General features: G+C 53.0%; 10 protein-coding genes. 1 reads left to right on the top strand and 9 read right to left on the bottom strand.

Annotated elements, in window-relative coordinates; genetic code table 11:
* Nucleotides 1–18 precede the first annotated feature (18 nt).
* Nucleotides 19–261 (top strand): acyl carrier protein, encoded by a 243-nt coding sequence (locus ACJJIF_RS03775; RefSeq protein ID WP_444930912.1) that lies wholly within the window; start codon nucleotides 19–21, stop codon nucleotides 259–261.
* On the opposite strand, the gene ACJJIF_RS03770 is transcribed toward ACJJIF_RS03775, so the two are convergent.
* The 9 genes from ACJJIF_RS03770 to ACJJIF_RS03730 form a co-directional block, all read right to left on the bottom strand.
* Nucleotides 251–1,600 carry a hypothetical protein gene (locus tag ACJJIF_RS03770; protein ID WP_444930911.1) on the bottom strand — a complete coding sequence of 450 codons (1,350 nt, stop codon included), beginning with the start codon at nucleotides 1,598–1,600 and terminating at the stop codon, nucleotides 251–253. The two genes, ACJJIF_RS03775 and ACJJIF_RS03770, sit on opposite strands and share 11 nt — an antisense overlap.
* Before the next feature lie 56 nt (nucleotides 1,601–1,656).
* Nucleotides 1,657–4,233, bottom strand: coding sequence for an NHL repeat-containing protein (locus ACJJIF_RS03765; protein WP_444930910.1), 2,577 nt, complete (start codon nucleotides 4,231–4,233; stop codon nucleotides 1,657–1,659).
* Between the two features lie 64 nt (nucleotides 4,234–4,297).
* Nucleotides 4,298–8,644 carry an NHL repeat-containing protein gene (locus tag ACJJIF_RS03760; protein WP_444930909.1) on the bottom strand — a complete coding sequence of 1,449 codons (4,347 nt, stop codon included), beginning with the start codon at nucleotides 8,642–8,644 and terminating at the stop codon, nucleotides 4,298–4,300.
* A 50-nt stretch (nucleotides 8,645–8,694) separates the two neighbouring features.
* Nucleotides 8,695–11,433, bottom strand: a complete 2,739-nt coding sequence (locus ACJJIF_RS03755; protein ID WP_444930908.1) for a pentapeptide repeat-containing protein — start codon at nucleotides 11,431–11,433, stop codon at nucleotides 8,695–8,697.
* Between the two features lie 95 nt (nucleotides 11,434–11,528).
* Complete coding sequence (locus tag ACJJIF_RS03750; RefSeq protein WP_444930907.1) at nucleotides 11,529–12,248, bottom strand: hypothetical protein; 720 nt, start codon at nucleotides 12,246–12,248, stop codon at nucleotides 11,529–11,531.
* Between the two features lie 9 nt (nucleotides 12,249–12,257).
* Nucleotides 12,258–12,938: a hypothetical protein gene (locus tag ACJJIF_RS03745; RefSeq protein ID WP_444930906.1), complete on the bottom strand. Its 681-nt coding sequence runs from the start codon at nucleotides 12,936–12,938 to the stop codon at nucleotides 12,258–12,260.
* A 44-nt stretch (nucleotides 12,939–12,982) separates the two neighbouring features.
* Nucleotides 12,983–13,585, bottom strand: a complete 603-nt coding sequence (locus ACJJIF_RS03740) for a hypothetical protein (protein ID WP_444930905.1) — start codon at nucleotides 13,583–13,585, stop codon at nucleotides 12,983–12,985.
* Between the two features lie 50 nt (nucleotides 13,586–13,635).
* Nucleotides 13,636–14,679 (bottom strand): HAD-IIIC family phosphatase, encoded by a 1,044-nt coding sequence (locus tag ACJJIF_RS03735; RefSeq protein WP_444930904.1) that lies wholly within the window; start codon nucleotides 14,677–14,679, stop codon nucleotides 13,636–13,638.
* Between the two features lie 29 nt (nucleotides 14,680–14,708).
* A complete protein-coding gene (locus tag ACJJIF_RS03730; protein ID WP_444930903.1) occupies nucleotides 14,709–15,830 on the bottom strand; it encodes an acyl-CoA dehydrogenase family protein in 1,122 nt (373 codons plus the stop codon).
* Between the last annotated feature and the right edge of the window lie 454 nt (nucleotides 15,831–16,284).

The following is a 16,284-nucleotide window of genomic DNA, read 5'->3' as shown; positions in this document are numbered from 1 at the left end:
TAACGATTCCGCCGAACCATGAACGATAATATCAAGCCACAGATAAAGCGTTTCTTACTTCAGCATATTCGCGCCAATACCCTGGGTGATGACGACGATATTTTTAGCCGAGGGTTTGTCAATTCACTGTTTGCCATGAGGCTGGTCACTTTTATTGAAAATGTTTTTTCTCTGACCGTAGAAAACCATGAGCTGAGCATTGAGAATTTCAATACGGTCAATAATATCGCGGCGTATGTCGCGCAAAAAACTAACCAATAACAGAGTAACCGTCACTTCCAGCCAGCGGGCGGCCGTTGTCAAATATCCGCCCTGCCCTGCCGGGCTTGCCGTTTTTGCCAGGCTGCCCCGGGGTACCAGGACAGCCGCCGGGAGACCCGGCCATCCCCCCCAGGCCTGGCGCACCGCCACGGCCAACTCGCTGTTGATTTGGCGCTAGCAGCAAGCGGCTGTTCTCGCTGCGGTGCCAACAGGTGAGGTAAATATTGCGGCCATCCCCCATATTGCCCCCCACTCCGCCCGCCCCCCCGTTACCGCCATCGCCCCCTGAACCCCACGGTCCCGCAGGACAGTAGATTGAGCGCGCCCCCCCAGCGCCGCCGTCACCGCCGCAGCCGCCATTGCCCCCGCGTGCGCCATCGCCGCCACTGCCCCCATAATTTGCCAACAACACCGCCGCTCGCAGCTGCCCAACTTTTATTGTCAGGAAAAAAGCATCGCTCCCCCGACTGCCATTGCCGCCGCAGCTCCCGGGTTCACCTGCGCCCCCTGGATTGCCAGATCCCGCCTGTAAATAGCAACTCATATTACGGTCTCGCGCCGGGGTTCCGGGCAAACCGTGAGTACCGTCAGCGCCGGCAACGCCCGGAAGTGCAATTTCACCGTTTTCCCCCAGACTGTGTATCCGCACCGGCGCCGCTTGCGCCAGCATTGATTCACTTAGCGGTCGGCCCCTCTTATCTACCTGAATCAGAGCTCCCGTATAGATGGAGGTATCTGCGAGACAGTTAATTTCTGCTCCGCTCTCCATCAGAATTTGCTCAAAAAAAAGTACTATGGGTTCACCGTCGAAGCGGGCTTTGCTAATTACTGGGTGGTCCTTACGCACGTGCAGGGTTTTACCGGCATATACCGCCACATGAGTGGGGTAATGCAATTGATTAATCATCTCGCAGTAGCTGGCCACTGCTTTACTATCACCAAATAGAAAAGCCGAGTGGGCCTGACATATCTGGTTTTTCTGCTCATCGGTTAAATTCGCCGTAGCTGCAAAGCTGTTCAGATGGCAATCCCAAGAGGGCGGGATATCCAGATGCCTGGGAATCCCCCCCCTGTCATACAGCTCGTCGGCTATACCTCCCAGCGCCTTCTGTTCTGCTACTGTCGCCACAGTGATAAATTTGGCTTTAAGCGTGGCGGGGTACTGAGTGTCGCGGGAAAACCATGTCACACCGGGGTAGCTGCCGGTATCTATCACCCGCTCAGGAAAAGCACTAGCAGTCCAGCCCAGTTTTCGGGCGTACTCACTGAAAACCGTTTTCCAGTTATCTGGCCAGACAGTGCTGCGCGTCTCCACTACAGAATTATGCTGGGATTGCATGGTATTTATTCTTATTGATCTTGTTGGCAATAAAAACGGCTGGTACAACCGAGCGCCTATCCCGTCGGGATCCATTTACTGATGGAGGGCTCTGCTCTGCCGGCTGGCCCGTCGATGGCTTCATAGTTCAAGGTATAAACCACCCCCCTGGAATCCACTTCTATCCGCGCGCCGTTAACCCCCGCCGTGCGACTGATAAAATCGCCATCGGGCCGATACAAATCCAGGTAGTAGTCATTGACTTTGCTACCGTCACCGGTGTGGGACAGCACATAGATAATTCCCCCGGGGCTTACTGCCAGATCGAGGTAACAGGCACTGTCACTTTCTTGCAGGGGTAAGTACGGTGAGCCGCTAAACAGTGGGGTGGGATTTCCGTTTAAATCAAACGCTTGTAGACGCCTGCCCGCAGCTTCCAGCACCAAAATAAATCCGGATGGAGTGACGGCGGTTCCGATCGGCCCATTTAACAGGCCCTGCTCTGAACCCTCCCCACAAAGCAGTTGCGAGCGATTGGCATTGCTATCACTGGTCAGTGAGTCGGATAGCTGGACAATCTCCAGTTTACTGTTGGCCCAACTACAGGCTACGGCACAGCCTTCTGGGTGGATCGATAGCCCAGTGAGTCCATTTTCCAGAAAGCGCCCTGCGGTGGTGGATTCAGTGAGGTCAAACGGTCGGCCCGCGTGCAGATCGACCGGTCGCAAGGCGAACTGGCTGCTGCGCGGGTCCAGGTAAAAACTGCTGTTGTCCAGTACTGATTGAGCGGCTTGTGCATTCCAGTAAACCAGCCCCGGTTGCAGGGCAAAACCACAATCAATAACTTTGAGATTCTCTTCCGCCAGTACAGTACCCACATTCTGAAAAAAATAGGCCGTGCTCAATGTGTTGCCACTACTGCAATCGGTGACCGACAGGGAGGAAGCTCGCCAGCTATAACCCACCGACGCATTGGCCTGCTGAAGGGTAATATCTACCAGTCCAGACGGTTTCGAAGAGGCATCCAGATCCGTTTTTATTGCAGACGGTGCCGAAATATCGCTCTGCCAAAGATAGTGCCCGTCGGAGTAAGCCAGCTTGCAATAGTGTTTATACGCCGTGGATTCATCGATAGTAACGGGCATATTTTGAGCTGAAAAAATCAGGCTGCCCAGACGCTCGCTACAGTCTATAACCCCTTTATACTCTCCTGTGGCAACGACGCTGCCTCCGCTGTCGAAACAGCTCACACTGATGCTAACCGGGGCTTTATTGATGATGCTGCCAAAGTTCACCACGATGGGCTGAGCCAGGCTCATCAAATCAATATCAACGCTTTTTTTCTGGGTAAAACCTCCTGCATACTCGATATCGATTTCACATTGCTTAGTTTGCAAAGGCCATTGGCCATAGGTTTTATCCGCCTCAATGGTTACCTTGAGATCAATCAGGGAGGTCGGAGCCAGGGGCATATCGAAACTGGGAGGTCTGGCAAGTAGAGGCGCGGTGGTGGTAGCCAGGGCCCCACCATCGGGTTCCTCTCCACTATCCAACAGGGCTTTGAGGGTTTGTGCAGACCAACCGAGATATGGCAGAGCATTTTCTACGGTTTCCTGGCCGAAGCGGGTATTGATATTCTGCTTCAACGCGCTCAATTCCTCAGACAAGAATAAAGCTGCCAGTTGCCCGGACAGACAGCCCAGCGCCCCACTAACGCTATTGACCTGACTGCTATTCAGGAGAAAATCCCCGGCGTTGAGAATATCAGCCAGCAGTTCCTGATCGCTCAACAAATTGTCGTACCAGCTTTGTGTGGGCATCTGCTGGGCATTGGCCAGAATCATCGGCACGGAAATATCCAGTATGTACGACGTAATCAGGCCAGCGGCATCACTGCAAGCATCCCAGCCCCCTCTGCCAATACCGCCAAATACCAACTTTATCTGCTCCGCATTATCCGGCAGCGGAATATCAAAAGACTGACCCGTGCTGGCTACAGGAATGCCTGCAACTGCCGTCGTTGGCTTGAGCAGGCCGAGGTATTTCCGCGTTGCGCTTTCATAAGCCGAAGTTACTGAAGCGGGCAGTCGTGAAACCCAGTCCTTGGGTGTTACCTGTTTGCCACCTTGAAAAAACTCCACATAGACACCCAGGTGACAGGCCATATCGTTGGCCAGAAGCAGTTGAAAACTGTTGCTGTCACCGCTAAATCCAACCGACTGGAACAGCACTCCGCTCTGCGGGTTGAGACTGGTCTGTGTCCAGTTGGGAATTGATGAAGGGCCCTCCTGCGGCCCTGGTACAGTACCGTTTTGCACAGTCCACACCAGGTCTTTCAGGCGGGGATCATTGTTGGCCGGGGTTAATACGCTGGCAAGAAATGCCGGTACACCCTGTACGGTTTTATCGGATAGTTGCAGACGCTGGTAAGTGTTTTTTTCTCCATTGGGGGACGGAATATCCACCAACCGCGCCCAACCCGTATCGGTTGAGGGTGCCCCCTGGTCCATAATAACCTGTAGGAAATCCTGAAAATCTCCACTGTTTTCAACCAGCTTGCTGATCGTAGCGGCCGCATCACTTTGCAACATAATCAGCTGAGGAAAACTGCCGGCAATGGCACCCGGCACCTGATAAGGCGGCAATATTGTCATAGCGATATCCCCCTTGAACAGGAACAGGTCAGGCCCTTGGCATAACCTGTCCCGCTCCAGTCAGTTACGCGTCCGGCTCTCCTGGGGTCGACGGAATCCAGGTGCTGATTCCAGGCTCTGTGCGCTGGCCCGGGCCGAGCAGCGCGGTATAGTTCAAAGTGAACATATTGCGCCACTGGTCTACCGTTAGCTTGGCCGCATTGACCCCCGTTTGCGGCTCAGTGAGCAGGACACTGCCATCGGGGTTGTAGATATCCAGCATAAATTCCGGACTGCTGCCATTGGCTTTCATCAGCACGTAGATATAGCCCTTGTCCTCTACGGCAATATCCAAGTAACTGATGTCTTTACCCGTCTGCTGGCGCAGCGGCATTAAGGCCACCAATTGAGTCACCTGCAAGTTGCCACTTTGGGGTTTGACCACCCGGAAGTTCATAGCGTTAATGGTGTCGCTCACTTCCCACTGCAAACCTTTGGCATTGACCGTCACCCCGAGACTGAACGCGCGGTATATAAACAAATACGGAATCTGGTATTGATCCGGCAAAACACGCACGTCAAATACGGCACCGCTATCCTGGTCAGTAACCAGCCAAAGCTTGCCGGCCTCGGTGACCGTCACCGTGAAAACAGGATTGGCGTCTGCACCGCTGGCGTAGCCGTTGTTGACAAAGTCCGCACTGAGCGAGTCATCCACCTGCCCCTGGTCCAGGGCATCTACTGGCGAAGTGTCTGTGGTAAAACAGGGGGCCCTGGCTGGCAGTACATTTTTTTGGAACTCCTGCACCATATCAGTACCGGGTTCGCGGCTATCCAGCTCGGACACGAAGCTGAGCGGCATCTCCCAGGTTTCCTGTCCCACAGTAAAACAGGGCACAGCGTTACCCTTGACATCAAAGGCCTGTATGCGCTCATTGCCCTCTTCAAGAATCAGGATGCGACCGGCTGAGGTAATGGTCAATGCCACCGGCTTGTCCAGCAAACCTTCCCGCAAACCTTCACCGGACAGCGGCATGGCCACCGGCGACTCTTCATTGGCTACCGCCTCCCCCGGCAGGCGCAGCGCCAACAGTTTGTGGTTGTCGTAATCCACACCGATAACATACCCCTCCGGGTGTACCGCCATACCTTTGATGGTCACGTCCTGGAAGGAGCCCCAGGCTTTGGTCTGGTCGTAATCAAACGTGGAGACCCCGGGTTTAAACGAGACACCACGCAGGTAATAGAGCTGGTTTTCCTCGGTATAAGTGCGTGAGTCCAGATAGAAGTTATCCAGCTTGGGGACCGGGTAGGAGAAGACGCCGATAACGCTCACCCATTCGCCATCCCTGACCACCCGCTGGGTCACCAACTCGTACTCGGGTTCCTCGTCCGGGGCGCCAATGGTCCAATCCTGATCGCTGGTAACTACCGTGATGGTGGCATTATCCGGCAGCGGTAAACTGTAACCGGCAAACTCTTTGGCCAGTGCCTCCGGCACCGGCCCACCGCTATTGAGTGTTTCCCGATAGCTGTCGTAATCCAGTTCAAACAGGTCTGTTAATCCAAACTGGTCGTAGGCGATAAAACTGGGATTGGAGAAACCGCGACTGGGCTCAATGATGGCATCCTGTGGCTCCGCCAGGGTAGAGATGCTCTGGAAGCTGTACATCTGGCCATTCTCTTTGGCCGAGCCGTAGTCCCGGGGCAGGTTCTGGCCAGAGGCCCGCCAGGCATATCCCAGCTGATACTCTTTGTTATTGATGGTGATATCCATGCGGTCACATATACGGTGACCATCATTGGCACAGTCATTGAGAACCGCAGGCAGGCCGGGGGCGGGGTTGGTAGTGTTCTGCACTTCCAGCTCATAGTGGGTGGTGCCGTCGCCACTGTATATCTGTTTTTTATCAATGGCGAAATTCACCCCGGCGTCATTGTCCGCAAGCGTCCACTGGCTGCCGGCAGTGACCACTGTCACTAACGCATCGCTGGACAGATCATTACCATTTTCGGCAAAGGCCGCGCGCACGGCTTCATCTGGGTTACCGCCTTTATCCAGATCTGAAGCCAGGTCGGCACTGATAGAGAACTGAGTCACCTCCCAGTAGTGCTGGCGGCTGTCGGAATAGGCCAGTGTCTGCTTCTGGCTGTAAGAGGTATCTGCCGTCAGAGGCACTAACTTTTCCAAGATGGCACCAGTCACAGCCAGCTGATCATTGCGGTCCGGATCGGCATTTATCCAGCCGCTGTTATAAACCCCAGCCAGCCAATCATTGCTGGAATATACGCTGGCCACCACTTCAATCTTGCCGCCGGCAGGTATTTTCTCAAACGTGACTTCAATGGGGGCATCATGCTGACCCGGCATGGGGCCGGCCTTGGTAAAGGTTGTTCCCCCTTCCTTGCCGTCGCCTTTGGGATATTTGACCTGAATCACATAGTGGTCTGCTACCAGAGGCCAGATCGGCGCTTGTTCCTCGGTACCGTGGCGGGGATCGGGTTTTACTGTCACATTCAGATCAAGGGTATGCTGAACTTCCAGGGAATAAGTGGCCGGCGACAATACGCACTCCACCGTCGTGGCGCTCAGTGCGGCCAAGTCGGCAGCTATGCTAGCCACTTTCAACGCCCAGCCCGCTACGGGTATTTGTCCCAGGGCTTCCTCGGCAGTGATCTCGGCAACCGTTTCCGCAATGATCTTCTCAATGGCCTGCTTGTAGACTTGTTGAAGTATTTTCTGGACCGCGACACCAAAAATAATGCTGCTGGCGATATTGCCCAATTTGGACAGGATTGCTTTGCCGGCATTGGTTTTGTATTCCAGCCCCCCCAATATGGCCGCGACTGAGCCACCAAAGCCACAAACAATATAGAAGGCAATTTTGGCATCACCTTTCAGGCCACTGATAAATGGATTGACGATATAGACACTGAGTAAAGTACTCAAAACAGTGATGCCGTAGTTCACGATACCGGTACCCAGTACACCGACAATATCGACATCAGAGTCCCAGTCCTTGAAGCCATTGGCACAGCCCAGCCCCCCCAGCAGAACCCGCGCGGAAGAAGCCTCTTCCGGCCACTGGAATTCTACATCGGTCTTACCCGTCAGCGGCGGTACCGGCACCCCGAAAATAGCGTTGCCCGAGCTGATCCAATCCAGATAATTTTTACTGTCACTGGGCTCAAAAGCACTGCGCAAAAAGTCCGGCAAGGGGTCATCCCAGTCTTTGATATCCACCCGTTTAATGGGGGTGCCGTCCTGCTTGTAGAACTCCACATAAAGACTCAGATAGCGGCTGGGCCAGTTCTTGACCGGAAACGACAGCTTTTTGCTGTCATAGTCGTATTTGAGTTCGCTGTCGTATAGATAGAGTCCGTAGCTCGAAGTGATATTCTTGATACCGAAACCTGTGGCGTCAGCGCTGTCAGTCTCGACCGCCAATGCCACGGCATCTGCTGCCAGTGATGGTGGGTTGGGCGGCACCTCTGTTTCGGCTCTTTCTGTAGTACCGTTTTGTGCCGTCCATAACTGCCCGTTGAGCACCTCGTCGTTTTTAGTGAGTTTCAGTACCTGCTGCACCGCAGGCGTTGCCGCACCGATAACCCCGGTATCAGCGGCAGAGCCGGTACTGTATTCATCGGTTAATTCATAGTTGGGTATGGAGGGCTCGCCGGTATCGGGGTTGGTTGGCCAATCGGGTTTACTGCCGTCCTTGTAGTCCAGGTCCATATTGGCCGGAACCGGTTCTTCCTGATTGGTATCAGGATTGGTCCACATAACCCAGCTCTTTTTGTACCAGCAGGTTGGCGATCCGGGACCATTTATTTGTACATAGCTGATCAGGCTCTGAAAATCCTGGGTATTGTTGACGTGGTAATCAAACACATACTTGGTGACCGCCGGATTCACAGAGCCGATTTCCGGGTGCTGAAAGATAATTGCCCGGGCAGTTTCATAAGGCGGTTTGATATTATAGGCATCCGTGTGTAGCTGCTCGATTTCAGCCTCAGAAGCACTGGCTAGGTCAACCCCGTAGTGCTGAAAAACGGTATGGGGTTGAGCAGGACGTTTGGCCGCTTTATGGTGCAATGGTCTTCTATGAGCTATTTCCGGAATATGGATAAAACTCATGGCAATCTCGGGCAGCGGATGGTCATCCAGTGAATCGTAAACAACCTGCCGCATTGAGGACTGGTGCCTGGGCATGGGCACATCCTCAAGAAAATGGGTGATTTTATCGTGGTGGTGAGCGGGCAGCGCGGCCAGTGCCCTATTCTTCCCCTGATGCTGCTGGAACTTGCCCGGCGCGTCAGCATAGGCGGTCAGGTAGTGTTTCTTACCGTCGCCACCAATCAGGGAAAACTTGGCACTTTGGGGACAATGGCTCAGGTCAAAGTGCAGTAAGGTAGATTCCAGTGTTCTCATGCTCTTTCCTTATTTTTATCATTGTTATTCTGGTTTTAGACAAGCACTTCTCAATTCACAGGCGGGCTTGATGGGGGTTTTTGCGGGCAATAATAAATTCCATCCGCCGAAGGCACACAATAGGGAGACAGGGGCAGCTCTTTAGCTCGCATCCACTGGTTGTAATCAGTTCCGGCATGCTGGTTTACATCAAAGCGAACCGAATTGGGACAGATTGTCGATGCTTGCAGCACACTTTCCGGTAGCTCAGTAACACCACAAATAACATTCTCGTATTCAGTTTCCCCCTGGGCGGACAGCCGGATTACGCGAAACATATCACCGTAGATATTGAGCGTGTCACCAGCCTTGTCATTAACCAGATTGAACTTGATGTAATTGGTGATCGGGTTGAAGGGATTATTAGAATCATTGTCCACCCGCCAGCGCCCGGATTGGCTGCTACTGACGGTGGCCCGGTTGGTCAGGGGGCGGGAGTGCAGAGAAAACAGGGACAACAACATCGGCACCGCCGGCCTGGCAGTCAACGCCAGTTCATATAAATTCAGGCCGCGCCAGAGATTGTAAGACACCGACGTATCTGTCAGCAGCCAGTCGGTTTCCTGCTGTTTAGCTTCAACTGTGGCATCGCTACTCAGATCGATACCGTTCTGTTTGAACTGGGCGGCTATAGCGGCACTGACAGGGCCAGTTCCGAGCAGGCTCTCCAGATACAGCGGCATAAAGAACGCCGGTGTCTTGGTATCATCGGTACCCTCGGCAACGCCCAGAGCCGGCTGGTATTGGTCGCCGTCGACACTCTGGAAAATTACGTACTGACTGGTACCATCTGTTACTTGCCAATAGGTTCCATACTGCTGCACCGAGACAATAGCATCGTCGCTGATGGTGACACCATTGGCCGAGAAACCAGCCTGAATCTGTGGTGTTACCTTGCCCTGGTGTAAATAGGGCAGTAATTCTGTCGGCAGAGTGAAACTATTCTGAGCGTTAGTTAATTCTTCACTCAAACTAGCACTCTGCGCCGAGTCAAATAACCAGACACCATTGCGCACGCTGGTATCGGTTAAATCGCTCACTGACACCGCCGCATCGGTAAAAATAGCTTCATTCAGCTCGGTATCGGAAAAATTAGCACCCTGCAAATTGGCCCTGAGCAGGCTTGCCCCCCCGCCGCTCGCCGATTGAGTCAGTTTGGCGCCCTGAAACTCAGCATCCGTCAAGGTTGCATAATTGAAACTCACCCCATACAGCTGGGCCTGCTTCAAGTTGATGCCGCTCAGATTGGCATTGTCAAACTGGGCCCCTTCCAGAATCGCGCCGCCATCAAGCTTGGCACCACCGTAGAGTTGCACCCCGGATGCCCGAACATTGAACAGGTTGGCCGAGGTAAGGATGGTGCCCCGCATAAATGCATTGACCAAAATAGCCGCTGCCACAGTCTGATAAACGGCCAGAGAGTTACTGCCGCCCACGGATTCGAGTCGCACGGTATAAGTACCGGAAGAATCCTGTACCTCCCAGATTCTACCCGGTGCATAGGCGGCATCGGTGATGGAGACAGTACCGCTCAACGGATAACCGTTATCGCTAAAAATGGTTTTTACCGTATCGACATTGTCGTCCAGCAAAGCCTGTTTAAAGGTATCAAACTCGGCGGCATCCGTTACCCTAAAGCGCAGGCCAATAGAGCCCATTTGCGCTCCTGTCATATTGGCGTCGGTCAAGGTCGCGTTGGAAAAATTGGTGCCTACCATGGAGATGTTGCCGGTCAGCGAGGTAGCCGTCAGGTTGGCGTAGGCAAAATCTGCGCGATCCAGTTTACAGTTGTCCATCTTGCAGCCAGTCAAATCCGCATGACTGAATACCAGTCTGGTAAAATCATTATTCTGTAAATAGTTGTAGCGCAATTCCGTGCCGGTGAAATTGGTTTCCTCAGAGAAAATCATCTCCATCAGATCGATACTGCCACCGGCGGCACTGGGATTACTCAGGCGGGCATTTTTCAGATTGGCATCGGTGAAATCCGGCTGGCTAAGACTTGTGCCAGTCATATTGGTACCGGTGAGGTTGGCCCCGGTAAAATTTACCTTTATCAAAGTCGCATCGGTAAAATCCGTACCGGTAAAATCAGCTTGCAATAAGCTAGAACCACTTAAATCAGCACTGATCCCGGTCATCTTGGCATTTTTCACCAGCGCCCGGGTGAAAGTTACCGAGTTCATCGGTACATCTGAGAGGTTAACCCCGCACAGGTTCGCGTCTGTAGCATTGACGTTGGAGAAGTCAATAACGCTGGACAAGTCCGCATCCTCCAGATAAACCCAGCGCAAGTCTGGCTTGGGAGACTGGAAGCCTTCATTTTGAATCTGCTCCAGCCCAACGGTCACTACAGTTCGACTGAATACCGTTGTCGCCGCCGGCGTGCCGGATTTATCGACCCGTGTTAATTTACCGGAGCTGTTATCAAGGTAGTACTGGGTGCTGCCGCCCCCCTTTATTCCCCGGTCTACAATTCGAAAGTCGTTGCCATCGGTTTCCAGAGAAAAATAAGTCAGCTCCCCGTCGCGCTCAAGGCTGGCTTGATAGTGGTCTCCGCTCCAAGCGACATATTTACCATTGGGGCCCTGTAGGATAAACCCGCTGTCGCTGCCATAGGCATTGAATTTTTGTTCATCACCTTCGCTGGTACCACTGACATCTAGCTGTCCGTTATCGGAGCCGGTATCCAGAGTGATGTATTGGCTGTCCTGTCTGAAGGACCACTTCCCGTAAAAGTTCATAGACATTCAGCACCTGTCGTCCTTTCTGGATGCACGGGCCTATAGCCCCATCCCGATTTTATTTATTGTCCGGACGACTGACAGATACCGGACATTCTGGCTCAGCTGATATTAAGCACCAGCTTGTATTTTGGGTTTTCTTGGGGGGTGTACTTAGGTTGACCGCCCGTGCCGCCATCGCCCGACGGGCTGACATTACCGGGATCTCCTGAGCCGCCACTATCGGCGCGGGTCTTGCCATCGCTACCTAGCCCACCCTGGCCACCAGGGCCCGCTTTCCCGGCAGCGCCCGCAGAAGCCCCATTACCCCCATTGCTGGAGACGTCCGAAACGGGCAAGGGCAGCGTCTTGTCATAGGTAACTTCCACCTGTCCCCCATCCCCGCCCTTACCGCCGGAGCCCGCGTTAGCGCCATTACCACCCTGCCCCCCCATACCGCCCTCGGTTTCACCATGTTCGCTTTGGCAAACCTGCGGCTGCTTGCCACCGTTTCCACCATCGCCACCGCTGCCACCATCGCCGCCGTTACTGCCAGTGCCACCGTTGCCCCCCGAGGCCAGGACACTAAAAGTTCCGCTAAAGTCGACGCACTGCATTTTGACCGCACTCGGGCGCTGGCCGTCTCCGCCGTTTTGCGCATTAGGCGCCTTACCGCCGGGGTCGCCTGGTTGGCCGTCGCCCCCAGGTGTTTTACAGGTTTTGTGTTTTCCCTCGACACCATCGGTGCCTGGAGGCCCCGCTTTTCCGGTGTCACCATTGCCCTGAAACACTCCATTGGCACCGGCAGCCCCTCGGGATTGAATTGTATATATTTTCTCCATGACTATGCCTCACGGGTTAGAAGACAGCACCTTGCCGTTAACATACACTTGACCCCCCTTACCGGCACTGGCCTCACCACCGTTATCCCCAGTATCACCAGTACCACCGTCTGGATCACCCTTACCGCCTTCACCTCCGGCGCCGCCAACATTGCTGGAGCCGGCATTGCCCCCCTGGGTTGACGCATCGAAGGTAGGTTCCGGTGAACCTGCGTAATAAACGATATAGATCTCACCGGCATCACCGCCATCACCACCCTGGCCGCCCGGCCCACCCTGGCCGCCCTGACCTCCCGCACCCTGTTTACCACCGCTGCAATGCGAGGAGCTCTTGCCCCCCTTGCCGCCAATCTGACCGGGACCACCCTGCCCCCCCTGACTGGCGTCACCGCCGCTGCCGCCGGTAGTTGAAAAAGAGTAGTGACCTGTCATAACGTTGTTGGTGAACTTGATCACGGCGGCATCACCACCATTGCCGCCATTTTGCCCCGCTTGCCCGGTTTTTCCGGTAGTTCCAGCGTCGCCATCGGTGGCCTTGGTACCACAACTTTTACCGTCGTCTTTGGCATCTTTCCCTGAAGCCGCCTGCGGCGGGCTCACATCCCCCTGAGCCGGTGGCGCGGTGGTATTTTTACTGCCATCGCCGCCTTTAACGCTGATAGTGTACGGAACTGAATCACTGGCACTCATGGTCATCTCCCGAATAGGTTAAATTGAGAATAAGGCTGTAGCGGCTATTCGCTGACGAATTCTTGTACGGTCCAGGTAGCGTGGACTTCAAAATTGATACTCCCGCCCTCCTCTATGGTCAGCTTGCCAATATCAGCAACGGCGCCAGGAGTGGAGTCGGAAGTGACATTGAGTGTATCTCCCGATTTGACCGTAATATTCTCAGCGCTGAAAGCCATCAGGGTCATGGGAAAATGGTGTTTGTGAATAACGTCCTTATAGCTTTTGACATGGCTGGAGTGACCATAGACGTAGGTTTTCATCGCTTTGACGATATTGTTATTTTCCTCTGCCGACAGGGCTTCCGGGCCGTGGCTGTTTTTTGCCATATCCCAGTCGGGCAGGTTCTCGTGTAGGTGCCGCTCCATGGTGCCATTTTCGTAGTCTTGGTCGGCATTGCCGGCCAGTGCTTTTAAGTCATCCAAATTTTCAACTTCGATATACTGGGGTTTTATCAGCGACGCCTTACCTACACTATCGGTCAGATAGCATTCGCCACCACTGGTTTCGACATGCCCCGCAACACTGTCCTCACTCAGGCCCTTGTCCTTCACCCCCTGTAAGAGCCGCTTTTTCTGTTCCTTGGTCAACCCTTTGCTTTTTGACATCACTCGTCTCCTTTTTATGGTTTAGTGGGCAAAACCCAAACGGCCCAATATCAATGACACTGGAACCGCACTTCGACATAGTCCGGCAATGACTGGATATACTTAAATTCATGCTCCAATAGCAGCACTGCACCGAGCTGACTGACTTCACGGAAACCACCAAACTTGTATGTCACATACATCTGGCGGTTTCTGCCATTACAAATAAATTCAGCCTGTAAACGCACCGATTCTTTGCGGGCCTCATTCACAATGCTGTGCAACATGATGGTGCCGACCCCACGGGACATCACCCGGCAGGACATCAGCAACAACTTGATAATCCAGCATGCCTCCCGCAGCTCAACCAGTGCAAAACCGATAGTGCCGTAGCTGCCGAAATCATCGCTGAGCTTGGCGACTAAAACTAAATGATTATCGGACTGACAGAATGTTTTGAGTTGCTCGACGCTGTAGGTATAACCCGTAGTGTTCAACTGGTGGGTTCTCTGGATCAGCTCCTCAGTCCGCTCCAAATCCCGGGTAGTAGCGGGATGAATTTCAAAGACCATGTTGAGGGAAGCTAGAAAAGCTTCGCTTGGGCCAATAAAAGCCCGCTCGGCATAGCGGCGCTTTTCATCATTTTTATACAACTGTCTCCTAGCGATGCTTTCACCGGTGAGAAATTGCGGCTGCATAATGGGCCAGTCCAGTATTGACAGACTGTGTACGGCATCAATTACCGTCACCTGTGGGTGCTCAAACTGAACTTCTTTGCGCTCGAAGGATTGGTCGTCAACAAAAGCCAGTGCATCCAGTCCAATATTTAAGTCACTGGCAATCTGTTGCAGGGCTGAAGATTTGGTATTAAAGCTAATTTGTGGATAGAGAAAATACTCCCACAACCCCAGTGCCTTGAGCCGGGATCTGGCTAGAGTAAAATCATTTTTGCTGGCGATGGACTGTAAGATGCCACGGCTATCCAGAACTTTAATGACTCGGGTTATACCAGGCTTCAAATCAACCCTGTCGCTCTCCAGTAACACGCCCTGCCAGAGGGTATGATCCAGATCCCAGACCACACATTTAATCGGTTTGCTCTTGTTTTCTAGCATCGGTTCCTGAACTGGGCTGCCAGCAACTATCATATTGACGCCCCCAATATCAGTTGATGCATTTCATTACTGCCTTCGATGATTTCCATAACTTTGGCATCGCGATAAAACCTGGAGGCCAGATGGTCATCAATACATCCGCGCGCGCCATGAATCTGTACCGTATCCCGGGCCACATCTGCGGCTGTGGTCGCAGCAAAATATTTGGCCAGCATGATTTTTTCATCAGCTTCTGACAGCCCCGCATCCATAGCCAGCGCACCCTGGTAAGTTAACAGTCGCGCCGCTTCTAGCCGGGTTTTCATATTCGCCAGCATGCGCCGCACCAGCTGGAAGTCACCAATCGGTTGCGCAAACTGTTGGCGCTTGCCGGCGTGCTCGAAACTGGCTTCCATACAGGTCTGCCCCATACCCACACAGCCGCTGGCCACACTTAACCGTCCGATCGTAAGCGCTGACAGCGCTACGGCGCTGAATCCAAAACCGATACCACCGAGAACATGGCTTTTCGGAATTCGACAGTCGTCGAGGTAAATATTGGCAAGCAGGCTGGCACGGCAGCCACTTATGTTGTTGATAGGCTCAATGCAGATTCCCGGGCGACTGCTTTCCACAAGGCAGGCTAACGGTTTGCCGTCCTGCTGGGCGAAAACCAGCAAAAGATCGGCAATCTGGCCAAAAGAGATCCACTGTTTATGGCCATTAAGGGTATATTCTTGCCCCCTTGGCTCAGCAGATGCAGCCACACCTGCACCATTGCTACCGGTATCAGGCTCGCTGAGTGCAAAAGAGGCGATCTTCCGACCGAAGGCCAGGTCTTCCAGCCAGTCCAACTTTTGCTGCTGACTACCCCAGCGCTCAATTGCGTATGCCACCATACTGTGGACGGTAATAAGGCTGCGAGCTGAGCTACACCCCTGACCGACAGCTTCATTCAGAATGGCAAAATCAATCCATTGATACCCCGCACCGCCAAATTCAGAAGCAATAGTCGGCGCAAGGTAGCGCTCCCCAGCCATCAATCGCACCAAGCTATCGGGGAGCGATTGTTGGCGTTCAAACTCAGCGGCAAACGGCGAAATATACTCAGAAGTAAAAAGAGCAATTTTTTGCCGCAGCCGGTGTTGTTTTTCAGTGAATTGGAAATTCAAGCCTCACTCCATTATCCCGCAGAATTAGTAATTTTTATTGATTGCATTCACAGCCCAGGGGCTGGGCTGTGAATTACGGGTTGGCCAGTGCGCGCCTCTACCTATGATTTTTTACAGGTTATTATTGTTTTATAGAGGCCTTATTTGATGAAAAATTATTTACATATTATTTTTTTGAAGCTTATACCCCCAACTAGAGACACCCATAACCACTCTGTAAGTTTGGCAGCCATTTTCCGCCAGCGACTCGATTTGGGAATTGGTGCCTGCCAGTATTTTACAGGTAAAATGTAATCACCTTTTTCAAAGCGATACAAATGCTTATCCAGAATAAATAAGGCAGAGATGCTTAGCCAGAATTAATAAGCTACAGATACATCAACTTATGTCTGAACAAAACGGTGACAAGAGCCACGCTTGTGAGTGATTTTTAATAGCCGCTCTGAATATAATA

This window comes from Microbulbifer regidiadema (SeqCode) (assembly GCF_052467605.1).
Note: the sequence above shows the minus strand (reverse complement) of the source record. Positions and strands in the feature narration are given on the sequence as shown.

Bases quoted from the DNA above. Each gene is read 5' to 3' on its own strand.
- ACJJIF_RS03760 (WP_444930909.1), bottom strand. From the start codon at position 8,644: ATGAGAACACTGGAATCTACCTTACTGCACTTTGACCTGAGCCATTGT.
- ACJJIF_RS03755 (WP_444930908.1), bottom strand. From the start codon at position 11,433: ATGTCTATGAACTTTTACGGGAAGTGGTCCTTCAGACAGGACAGCCAA.
- ACJJIF_RS03740 (WP_444930905.1), bottom strand. From the start codon at position 13,585: ATGTCAAAAAGCAAAGGGTTGACCAAGGAACAGAAAAAGCGGCTCTTA.
- ACJJIF_RS03750 (WP_444930907.1), bottom strand. From the start codon at position 12,248: ATGGAGAAAATATATACAATTCAATCCCGAGGGGCTGCCGGTGCCAAT.
- ACJJIF_RS03770 (WP_444930911.1), bottom strand. From the start codon at position 1,600: ATGCAATCCCAGCATAATTCTGTAGTGGAGACGCGCAGCACTGTCTGG.
- ACJJIF_RS03745 (WP_444930906.1), bottom strand. From the start codon at position 12,938: ATGAGTGCCAGTGATTCAGTTCCGTACACTATCAGCGTTAAAGGCGGC.
- ACJJIF_RS03765 (WP_444930910.1), bottom strand. From the start codon at position 4,233: ATGACAATATTGCCGCCTTATCAGGTGCCGGGTGCCATTGCCGGCAGT.
- ACJJIF_RS03735 (WP_444930904.1), bottom strand. From the start codon at position 14,679: ATGCTAGAAAACAAGAGCAAACCGATTAAATGTGTGGTCTGGGATCTG.
- ACJJIF_RS03775 (WP_444930912.1), top strand. From the start codon at position 19: ATGAACGATAATATCAAGCCACAGATAAAGCGTTTCTTACTTCAGCAT.